The organism is Companilactobacillus jidongensis, assembly GCF_003946575.1.
In the GTDB taxonomy this organism is placed as follows: domain Bacteria; phylum Bacillota; class Bacilli; order Lactobacillales; family Lactobacillaceae; genus Companilactobacillus; species Companilactobacillus jidongensis.
Genome location: NZ_RHOP01000023.1, coordinates 36,867 through 46,721, shown reverse-complemented (window position 1 = coordinate 46,721; position 9,855 = coordinate 36,867). Strand labels below are relative to the sequence as shown.

Genomic DNA, 9,855 nt, shown 5'->3' with positions numbered 1-9,855 from the left:
GGGTGTACCCAAAGTAATCACTCCCTATATTGGTTGGAATTAGCTACTACCATTGTAAGTGATTGCTTTGGGCTTTTTAATTTCTGTTCGGATTAATTATAGAATTTGCCTGGCGAAAACGGGATTTAATTCAATTATTGATCCGCCAAGGCTTATTTGATCACATGAATGAAATTTGGTAGCAAAAAGCAATCCCCCGTTATCAACAGTTTGCGGCTCCCTGGCATGTTCAGGGCACTCCTACCCAAGTGAATTATGTGATGGCTTTTCAACTAGGTGGTTTTACCAATATTCTACGTGTCTGGTTAGGCAAGATCAGCCTGAGTCACCAGAGCAAATTAAGGATTTAATGTTATTGGCTGCTCAGCAATTAGCTAATAGTTTGAATAACAACTAAACAGATTTAGGACACACAACCTCTAATTAAGCTTGTTTCTATCCCCACTCATCGCTTTATCCTTTTGAATATCAACCATTACTACCTAACAATTGGCCATTTACTTATTTAAATCATTTCGGTGAGACCAGAAGCTACTAGAAAGACGGACATTAGCAAACATACACAACAAAGAAAAAAGATATAAAAAACATGCTGTGCTATATTCAGTCATTGCATAGCATATCATGCTATGATATGCTTTAACTGCAAACAAGGAGGCGCCCTATGAAAATAATTACTTTTTCTGCTATTAAGGGAGGGGTTGGCAAAACAACGTTAACTTTCAATTATAGTGAATGGCTGTCTAGCAAAGGCTATAACGTTTTGCTGATTGATAGCGACCACCAATGTAGTCTGACCCAAACCTATGATATTTATAAAGACCATGGCACCTTAGCTAACATTTTTACAAAAGATAGTGAAAAAGTAGAAATTATTGAATTGCACAAAAACTTATCAATTATTCCTGCTTCTATGAATTTAGATATGGTCAACAATGATCTTCAAACGAGAGCCAACAAAGAATTACTAATGTACATGTGGTTCTCAGACAATTATGACAAACTGAAAAAATTTGACTATGTATTAATCGACACACATCCGGATTTTTCGACAATCACGCAAAATATGATTGTAATTTCAGATTTAGTATTTAGTCCGATTGAACCAAGTGAATACGGTTTTATTTCCAAAAGTAATTTGGAATTAAGAATGGAACAATTAAAGCAAGAAGTAATTAATGTTGAAAGTCGTAAAAGCTTTATCACAGCAGAACTAAAATTTATTGGAAATAGAATAAAACATAATACTAAATCTTCACATGAATTTGTGGAACAAATGAAAAAAGATCCCAGAACCATTGCCTTAATTCCTGAAAGAGAAGTATTCAATAAAACAACTCTTAATCATGAACCACTGATCAACATGGAAAAAGGCAAAAGCTCAACTCCAAAAGCAAGGGAATTTTTTGAGAAAATTGACAAAATATTTGATACGTTTACTAAGCAATAATCATATCATGCTATGACATAGTATGATATGCTATCGAAAGGATCAACATCATGGCATTTGAAGATAAAATGGACCAATTAAAAAACAGTATGAACAGCAATCCAATAACAAATGAACCTCCTACACCTAGAGTTTCAAAGTCTTATACTTTAAAACAAAACGTTGCTAATGAATTGGCCAGACGTGCCAAAGGAAAAGAGTTAACAGCTTCCAGATATTTAGAACAGCTATTGAAAAAAGAGTTCAATCTATAATTATGATCAGCTAGAAAATGCATAAGTACAACAGCAACTACAATAAATGTTACATTTTTTGGTTAATTTAATTAAAACATCGATTGAATAATATTTGCTAGTATATTCAATCGCTTGTTGGTTCCAAACTAAGAGCTGGTAAAGTATACAAGATCAAATAATGTTGCTGGAAGATAAGCACTATGCTAGATTAAAACTAATTTAACAACCGAATAGAAGATAAAGCTAAACAGAAAAAGTCCCTGATTCACGGGGAATCAGGGACTTTTTCTGTTTAGCAAGTAGCTATCAGACAGCTACTTAGATTCAGTCGATTTTAACTTGGCGGTGAAAATCGACTGAATATTGTTCTTAATTTGTAGGTTAATTATACCACAAACCAGTCCTAGAGGACAAGTGAAGGATAGTTGAAAACAAATCAAAGCCAATGGACTAAGTAGCTAACCGAAGCTATTTAGTCCATTTTTTGTTGTTAGAAATTAAAAAAGTTGCCGAATGGGCAACCAAGAATAGACACATGCTGGTAAATTACAAAGCCCTCACGGCTAAATGAATGCTTTGTAATTTAGTTAAAGCATATCAGATTTGTATTTTAAAGCAAATCTAATGTTTTAGCAACTCTCTTTCGAGACAGTATGTGTCAGTTGAGAAGGGAAGTTTTATAATGAATCAAACTCATTTCAATTTTATTGAGTCGGAAAAAGCTTATGCAACTCGTTTTTTCCAATTCCCACAGGTTTTAATTTATGGATCTCAATATAAGACATTAAGTGATAGTGCAAAATTAGGATATATGATTTTACGCGATAGACTAGATTATTCATTGAAAAACAACTGGGTTGATGAAGATAACCGGGTTTATTTCATTTTTACAAATCAAGAACTAACAGATCTTATGGGCTGGTCAAAAAAGAAAGTGATTAGGGTAAAAAATGAACTTGAAAACCAAGGATTATTATTTCAGAAAACCATGCACTTTAATCCCAAAACTGGTAAAAATGAACCAAATAGATTGTATTTAGCAGATTTAGAAGTTACGGCAACAGACATTTATACAAAATCTCGGCAACAAGAGCCACGAACCCTTGGTACACGCGAAAGTGTCAAAAAGAGTCACAATCTAGACTATACTAATAATTTAGATACTAATAGATATAATATAGATACTCAAAAGTTGGACTTTTCCACAGCCCAATTCTCACCAGCAGAACTAGAAAAGCAAAACCATGATCTCGTGAAACATGCTAAGGACTTCTTAACTGATGAAGACAGTGGGTTACCAGTTTTCTTAGAACCCGAAGCTGTGCAACTACTTAGCTTTTGGTGCCGAACCCCACAACAAATGCGTCGCTTCATCGGCATTATCTTAAATGCTAAGTACCGAGTTGAGAAGGATCATCAGGATATTGGGGTCCTAATCCCACTTGATGATGAGGAGCTGAAGCCTTTAATGACCAAAGCCTTGAGACGCTACTTTAACGCTCTTAGAAGCAATGAGAAGCACATTAAGAACGTTGAAAACTACCTGTACGGCACCATGCAAAACCTATTTGGGGTTTGGTGGAATAAACAAGCGGCTAGAAAATATGCGGCCAAACACCCCGAAGAGCAAAACGCTGACAATGAGTGCTTTTAGAATTAAACAGCATATAAGCTCATCTAAGCCGTTTTGAGTGTTCGACACATAATTATATTAAAACTGGTTTAAAATCGTTTAGAAGCAAAAATAGGCATCTTGAGTGGCTGAATTGGCGATGACTGAACTAAGGGAATGTGAAAGGAGCTTTTTAACTGACCAAATCCAGCAAAGAAGTCGAAACAATTGATCAATTGTTGGCTGACCCATGGGCAGTCGATATTCAAGACATTTGGGAGCAAGCAGCCCATAACCCTAACCCAGATCCTGATAAACGCAAGCTGTTTGACGCGTTACACACTTACCTCTTAGATAAGCGCCAAGAGCAAATTATCAACGAAAAGCATTTCGTGATTTAACATGGACGAGTCAATGAATCAGTGGTTGGAATGAAAAGGAGGTACAAAATATGACTAAGACACAAGCATATATGGACAAGTATCAATTTACAGTTGCAGAAAACAAACGGTTTGCTCGAACAAATTTTACCAAGCTAGTGCACACTAATGCCCGCTTTGAAGGCGTAAATACCACTTTGCCGCAAACACAAACCATTATGGACGGCATGAGTGTGGCAGGCGTTCCTGTTGAAGATATTTTGACAATTGTTAACTTAAAGCGTGGGTGGCAATATATCACTGCTCAAAATTCCCCTTTAACGTTAACCATGGAAAAACAAATCAACAAGATTGTGGCAGCGGAAGACGCCTTAGTACCGGGAGAATTACGGCAAGGGAAAGGAGGAGTTGATTTAGGTAGTGAAGACTTTTTTGAACCACCTTTAATTAACGAAAAACAAGAACAATCCTTTTTACAAAAAATCTTGGCTGATCCACGAACGACGATTACTGATAAAGCATTGACTGTCATGTATCATAATATGCGCCAACAAATCTTTTGGGACGGGAACAAAAGGACGGCGACTTTAAGTGCTAATAAAATTATGATTGACGGTGGTGCAGGCTTAATCAATGTGCCGTTAGATAAGTGGGATCAATGGAACGAACTAATTGCCAATTATTATCAGACTAATGACATGACTAAAATTAAACAGTGGACATATGATAATGGTATTCAAGGATTACAAATTCGAGCAAACAAAAAAATTAAGTGCTAATGAATTAAACCAGATGTACAAACAACTAAAAAAAACGGATAAATTAGAACTTAAATTAGTTGAAGACGAGATTAGTAAAAGAACCCAAAACCATCTCAAAGACTTTGCTAAAAAAATCTAGAAGTTAAGCCAAAAAATAATCCTGGAAATAAAAACGATCGGCCTAGTTATTAGGTTGATCGTTTTTGAGTTTATTTGGTTTATGGACATTAACGTAATCGGCAAATATTTTTAAAAGCTCTTCAGTTTGTTCAACCGAGAGATTATCAGCTTGAAAGTATTTTTCTAGCAAAGCCCCTTTTTGAATTAATCGGCGAGAACGGGCTTTGCGGGCTTGCCGATTTTCGTAGTATTTAGATTGCCGTAATTTAAAATCTTCTCGCTCAATTTTTTGTTTTAAACGCGCTTGTTGCTCAACTAGTTTTTCATATTGATTAGGCATAGTCATTATCACCTAACTATTATCGGTTATTTTGAGCTTGATTTAAAAAGGCGGCAACTTTTTTAGCAATCATTTTAATCTGTGGAGTAGTAAGTGTCCCATAATCCAAATTGGCTGATCTAATGATTTGCTTACCGAGATTTTGTTCAATTTTATTTTTTTCAGCTTTAATCTTTTGATTAAGCTGTTTTAATTTGGCTTCTTGTTTTTCTAAGTTACTTTGAGACATAATGATCCCTCCAATCGTATTAAAAATAATCACCGACACTATATCATACAGAGAACGTTAAATCAAAGGATAGAAGTTGAAATAGCGAAGCGGAAGGCATACACTATAAGTAAATTTATGGGAATCAGCAGGACGAGTGAAACGAGGTCAATGCGCACTTACACCCCACTAAATACTTGTTGGGTAAATCGTGCTAAATACTTGTATTAGAAGTCGCCGTTGGCGACAACAAAATCAACCAATAGAGCCAAAGAAAGGCGGTGACTAGTATGGCAATTTTTCATATGAGTTTTAGTAATATTAGTGCTGGGAAAGGACGAAGTGCGATTGCCAGTGCCGCTTATCGAAGTGGTGAAAAATTATTTGATAATCAAGAAGGTCGCCACTATTTCTATGCTCGGTCAGTCATGCCAGAGAGTTTTATTTTAACTCCTAAAAATGCACCAGCATGGGCCAGTGATCGAGAAAAATTATGGAACGAAGTAGAAAGAAAAGATCGGCGAGCAAATTCTCGGTATGCGAAAGAGTTTAACGTGGCTTTGCCAGTTGAACTAAGCGAAGATGAACAGAAAGAATTATTGACAAAATACGTGCAAGAAAATTTTGTTGATCAAGGCATGGTAGCTGATGTAGCGATTCATCGCGACCACCAAGATAATCCGCACGCACATGTGATGTTAACCAACCGACCATTTAACCCAGACGGAACATGGGGAATCAAGAGTAAAAAGCAATATATTTTAGATGAGAATGGCAATAAAATGTATACCGGAACTAGCAAGTACCCTAAGAGTAGAAAGATACTGATGGTCGATTGGGATAAGAAAGAAAAAATAATTGAATGGCGTCATAATTGGGCAGTTAGTGTCAATCAGGTTTTAGAGCAAAAAAGCATTCCGGATCGGATCAGTGAAAAATCGTTTGTCGATCAAGGGATTCAAGAGACACCTACCCAACACGAAGGCATTAACAGCCAAAGAAAAAATCGAAAAGCATTTAATCAACAAGTTAGAGCGCAAAGAAACGCTCAAGCTAAATATCATAATCTTGACGAAAAGATAAGAAATCATGAACATTTTGACGCGTTAACTGACGAGCTATCTTTCTCTGAAAAACACACAATTAGTCATCTAAGTCAGCAATTGAAAGCCTATGTCGATTTAGAACATTTAGACGATAAACAGCGCATGCTATTTAATTGGAAGAACAGCTTATTAATCAAACACGCGGTTGGTGAAGATGTAACCAAACAACTGCTGACTATTGACCAGCAAACGACATCACTAGCACAAGCTAACCAGTTGTTAAATAAAGTGGTGGAACGAGCAACGAAAAAGCTTTATCCGGAACTTAATTTTGAACAGACAACCGCAGCTGAACGACGGGAACTGATTAAAGAAACTAATAGTGAACAAACGATTTTTAAGGGTAGCGAATTGGCAGAACGGTTAGCGGATATTCGAAGTGACTTATTAACCCAGCAATTATTGACGTTTACCAAGCGGCCATATACCAGCTGGCAGTTAGTTAATCAGCAGGCCCAAACAATTGAGAAGCAATTAACCACGGTACTAGCCAAACATGGTCACCAGTTAGACGATTTGAAGCCTACTGATCGGGGCATGCTAGCCGCTTATCAACCTAACGAACTCGAATTCATTTCTAAAGCGGTCAAAGATTTACGGGTCATTCGGGAAGTTAAAGCCGTAGCGCAAACCCAATACAACAGCATTCTAACGACTGCTTTTCCGGACAGTGACCTGGATAAGCTAGAGACGATTGATAAGGAGCAAATCTATACCGCTGTGGTTTATTATGACCCAGAATTAAAGCCATTAAGCGCCGATGATCTTAGTCAATTGCAACAGCAGCCACCGGTAGTCTTTACTAGTCAGCAACACCAAGCCGGTTTAAATTACCTGTTAGGTAAAATGGAATTAAAAGATATTCAGGATCATCGACTGCAACGGGTCTTAAAATATGATGGCACCCGGCAACTGTTTATTGGCGAATGTGGCCAAGATCCTAAGTTGGATCACCAACAAATTGAAATGGTACAAACCCGTTTGAAACAACAGGCAATGCGGTTTGATCAATATAAGCAAGCTCAAGTTAAGGACTATCAGGCCATTAATTACCAGCCAACTAGCCCGAAAAATTACCTGATGAATATTTTGGACGAAGCCTTAATGACCATTTTATATGCGAAAAATACGGACTATCTAAGAAAGCAGCAACTACGCGGTTTAAAAGAGACCGAGTGGGAAATGACGAAAAAGCAACGGCAACACCAAACTCGAAACCGGCATGAAGATGGGGGCAGGCACTTGTAACCTAAATGTAAAAAAAATAAATGGTGTAAGTTACACCTTTTGATGTTAAATTATGACTAAATTAAGAAAGGAGAACTTACATGTGACAGGCAATCAGGAATGGTACAGCGTAACGCAAGCTAATCACAAGCTGGGGCGTGGCCGAAATTATGTCAGCAACTGGATCAAACGACATCCAGAGTTTCCTGATCAATTTTTGCTTGGTTCAGGTACCAATAAATTAATATCTGATGAAGGGATAGAGTGGGTTAAAAATCACATAAAAAAGAGGGCGTCCTCGTCAGCAGTAGAGTTGCTAACGGGGATCAGCACCTAGAAATACGCCTTCTAGGTGTCACCCTCCTAATAATCCATTTTACCGGGCGGGTTAGGGGAAAGCTAGTTGTTTAATATTTCTAACCCAACAAACAACATAAGGAGGTGATCCAATGAAAGTAGAAAGCTGGCAAGGCATTAGTGGCAAGCTACTTCATGATGAGCAAAAGGCGATTGTGGTTGATGATGACCAAGCACTGACTGATCAAAAACAACTACAAGAGATTTTGAGACAAGATGGACAACCGATTGATGAAGTTCGGCAAGCAATGATTAAGAAGACCGTTAAACGCCAGTTAAAGACTGAACCATTAAAACTTAGCGGCTGGTTTAATCGCCATCAAGACAGTCAAAATGCTAAAAAGGCCGAAAAATTGGTAAGTGATAAACCCACCCATCAATATAAGCAAATTAAAAACGAAATGACCTTTTTTGGTGAGAGTTTCCTGGAAGGCTTCTTAGGTTTCTATGGTTTGAAAGTTGATAACGCCTTAGGCCGTTACGAACATAATTTGCATGTCTTAGAGACCCAAGAGCTAGGTCAGTCAGAAAAAGAGTATTACTTAGCCACGAGCGAAAATGGCCGAGTTAAATTAGCCACCGACCCATTACCAAGCCAGCAAATTGCCGAGGAGCAATTGGACAAATTCTATCAGCGAGAACCCGAGCAAACGCGAGCAGAACCGACTCAATTACGTTCACAGGAAGACGGAAAGGAGGAATAATATGAAATTTAGCAAAGTAAAAGCGTTAGCAACCACTGGAGCTACTGCGATTTATTTAGGGCTGATGAACGCCCAGGTTGTTTTGGCGGCGGACGGCGGCGAAGTTAAAAGCAAGTTAACTCAAGCTGGTAAGACGATTCAAGGTATTTTAACTGGCTTGGTCGTTTTAGTTGGGATTTGTGTCGCGCTATTTATTATTATCAAAAGAATGCCTGACGCAGACGATCCACGAGAGAAATCAGAGGTTTATCACGCGGTTGGTCGGGTGGCTGGTTTAGTGGCCCTAGCGGCAGCGATTATCTGGCTATTACCTTGGGTTTACAGCCTATTCACTTAATTTAAAAAGGAGCCTGCCAAAATGAAGAAAGGAAAAGAATTTATCTTTCCAGAGAACGTAGATAAAGATTATGGGATCTGGAAAGACTACACCTTGAAGGATTTTGGCTATGCGGCGCTGGCAGGACTAGTGGGCTTAATTTTTATTGCGATCCCACCCTATGGTCTAATCTTAGTCCTGATAAAAATAGTGATTGTTGTCTTAGCCATGACGATTGTCATGGCTATTTTAACAATTCGGCCAGTTGCGGCGCGGAAGAATATTAAAGTGCGGGATAACTTTAAGCTGAAACGCCGCTATGCCAATGGTCAGAAACTGTTTTATTTAAAACCGAAGAAGCGAGGTGAACTAAATGCGTTTGAAGAAGAACAAAACCGCCAATAAATCAGCCAGGCTAGATTGGGATTACCAACCGCCCAAAATCAATGGTGGCAAAGAAACCATTGATGACATGAGCTTGGTGGTGGGTATGTATGGTAATTACGAAGTTACCAAAACGGGTAATCTCGTTGGCATTTTGGAAGTTAGTGGAATCAACCTGGATCTACTTAATGAAACCGAACAGCAAGACGTCTTTGAGGACTATGGTGCGTTTCTGATGAGCACCTTAGGTGAAGGTGTTGATGACACCTTACAGTTCTTAGAGCCGACGATTCCCGTCAATATGACGGCTTATCTCAATGGTCTCAAACGGCGGTATCTCACTTTACAAAAAGATCACCCCGAGCAACAGTTCAAAATCCAATTAATGGCCAGTTACTTGGATCACTTTACTAAAGTCCAAGAATCCAAAAACATGACGACTAAGCAACACCTGCTAATCGTTAAGGTGCCGATTAAGGACAAAAGTGTTAAGAGCTTAAACCTAGCGGTCACTCATTTAGACGAAAAAATCGAACAGGTTAAGCGGGATATTGAAAATGCGTTAACAGACTTTGATGTGACGGCCAAAGTGTTGACTAGTCAAGAAGTCCAAGAGATTTTAAAGAACTTGATCAATTTTAATGGATAGGGGGA

The 9,855-nt window shown here is 38.1% G+C and carries 11 protein-coding genes and 3 pseudogenes; 12 read left to right on the top strand and 2 right to left on the bottom strand.

The genetic code is table 11. The annotated features are described in order from the left end of the window. Positions 1-104 precede the first annotated feature (104 nt). From EKM68_RS13730 to EKM68_RS12035, 6 genes and pseudogenes are all read left to right on the top strand, one after another. Positions 105-397 (top strand): annotated as a pseudogene (locus tag EKM68_RS13730) (TetR/AcrR family transcriptional regulator); the annotation flags it as partial. A 267-nt stretch (positions 398-664) separates the two neighbouring features. Beyond that, a complete protein-coding gene (locus EKM68_RS12055) occupies positions 665-1,450 on the top strand; it encodes a ParA family protein (RefSeq protein WP_015474752.1) in 786 nt (261 codons plus the stop codon). A gap of 50 nt (positions 1,451-1,500) precedes the next feature. Further along, positions 1,501-1,704, top strand: coding sequence for a hypothetical protein (locus EKM68_RS12050; RefSeq protein WP_015474751.1), 204 nt, complete (start codon positions 1,501-1,503; stop codon positions 1,702-1,704). A 664-nt stretch (positions 1,705-2,368) separates the two neighbouring features. Then, the gene (locus tag EKM68_RS12045) at positions 2,369-3,340 is read left to right on the top strand and encodes a replication initiator protein A (RefSeq protein WP_125591061.1); all 972 of its coding nucleotides are present in this window, start codon (positions 2,369-2,371) and stop codon (positions 3,338-3,340) included. 155 nt (positions 3,341-3,495) lie between these two features. Continuing rightward, a complete protein-coding gene (locus EKM68_RS13725; RefSeq protein ID WP_125591060.1) occupies positions 3,496-3,699 on the top strand; it encodes a hypothetical protein in 204 nt (67 codons plus the stop codon). A 50-nt stretch (positions 3,700-3,749) separates the two neighbouring features. Further along, positions 3,750-4,491: pseudogene (locus tag EKM68_RS12035) on the top strand (Fic family protein); the annotation flags it as partial. Positions 4,492-4,620: 129 nt separating this feature from the next. On the opposite strand, the gene EKM68_RS12030 reads toward EKM68_RS12035, so the two are convergent. After that, positions 4,621-4,899: a hypothetical protein gene (locus EKM68_RS12030; RefSeq protein ID WP_057881666.1), complete on the bottom strand. Its 279-nt coding sequence runs from the start codon at positions 4,897-4,899 to the stop codon at positions 4,621-4,623. Positions 4,900-4,918: 19 nt separating this feature from the next. Continuing rightward, the gene (locus tag EKM68_RS12025) at positions 4,919-5,128 is read right to left on the bottom strand and encodes a hypothetical protein (protein ID WP_021816943.1); all 210 of its coding nucleotides are present in this window, start codon (positions 5,126-5,128) and stop codon (positions 4,919-4,921) included. A gap of 269 nt (positions 5,129-5,397) precedes the next feature. On the opposite strand from EKM68_RS12025, the gene mobQ reads away from it, so the two are divergent. The 6 genes and pseudogenes from mobQ (at position 5,398) to trsD (ending at position 9,850) form a co-directional block, all read left to right on the top strand. Further along, positions 5,398-7,461, top strand: coding sequence for a MobQ family relaxase (mobQ, locus tag EKM68_RS12020; RefSeq protein ID WP_125591058.1), 2,064 nt, complete (start codon positions 5,398-5,400; stop codon positions 7,459-7,461). A 52-nt stretch (positions 7,462-7,513) separates the two neighbouring features. Then, a pseudogene (locus EKM68_RS12015) lies at positions 7,514-7,851 on the top strand (hypothetical protein). A 38-nt stretch (positions 7,852-7,889) separates the two neighbouring features. Beyond that, positions 7,890-8,501 (top strand): hypothetical protein, encoded by a 612-nt coding sequence (locus EKM68_RS12010; RefSeq protein ID WP_105923099.1) that lies wholly within the window; start codon positions 7,890-7,892, stop codon positions 8,499-8,501. Position 8,502: 1 nt separating this feature from the next. Then, positions 8,503-8,838: a CagC family type IV secretion system protein gene (locus EKM68_RS12005; RefSeq protein ID WP_015474618.1), complete on the top strand. Its 336-nt coding sequence runs from the start codon at positions 8,503-8,505 to the stop codon at positions 8,836-8,838. 21 nt (positions 8,839-8,859) lie between these two features. After that, entirely contained in the window at positions 8,860-9,222 is a 363-nt protein-coding gene (locus EKM68_RS12000; protein ID WP_014216295.1) for a hypothetical protein, read from the top strand. Next, positions 9,191-9,850, top strand: coding sequence for a TrsD/TraD family conjugative transfer protein (gene trsD, locus EKM68_RS11995; RefSeq protein WP_125591057.1), 660 nt, complete (start codon positions 9,191-9,193; stop codon positions 9,848-9,850). Before EKM68_RS12000 ends, trsD begins: the two co-directional genes overlap by 32 nt. Positions 9,851-9,855: the final 5 nt, after the last annotated feature.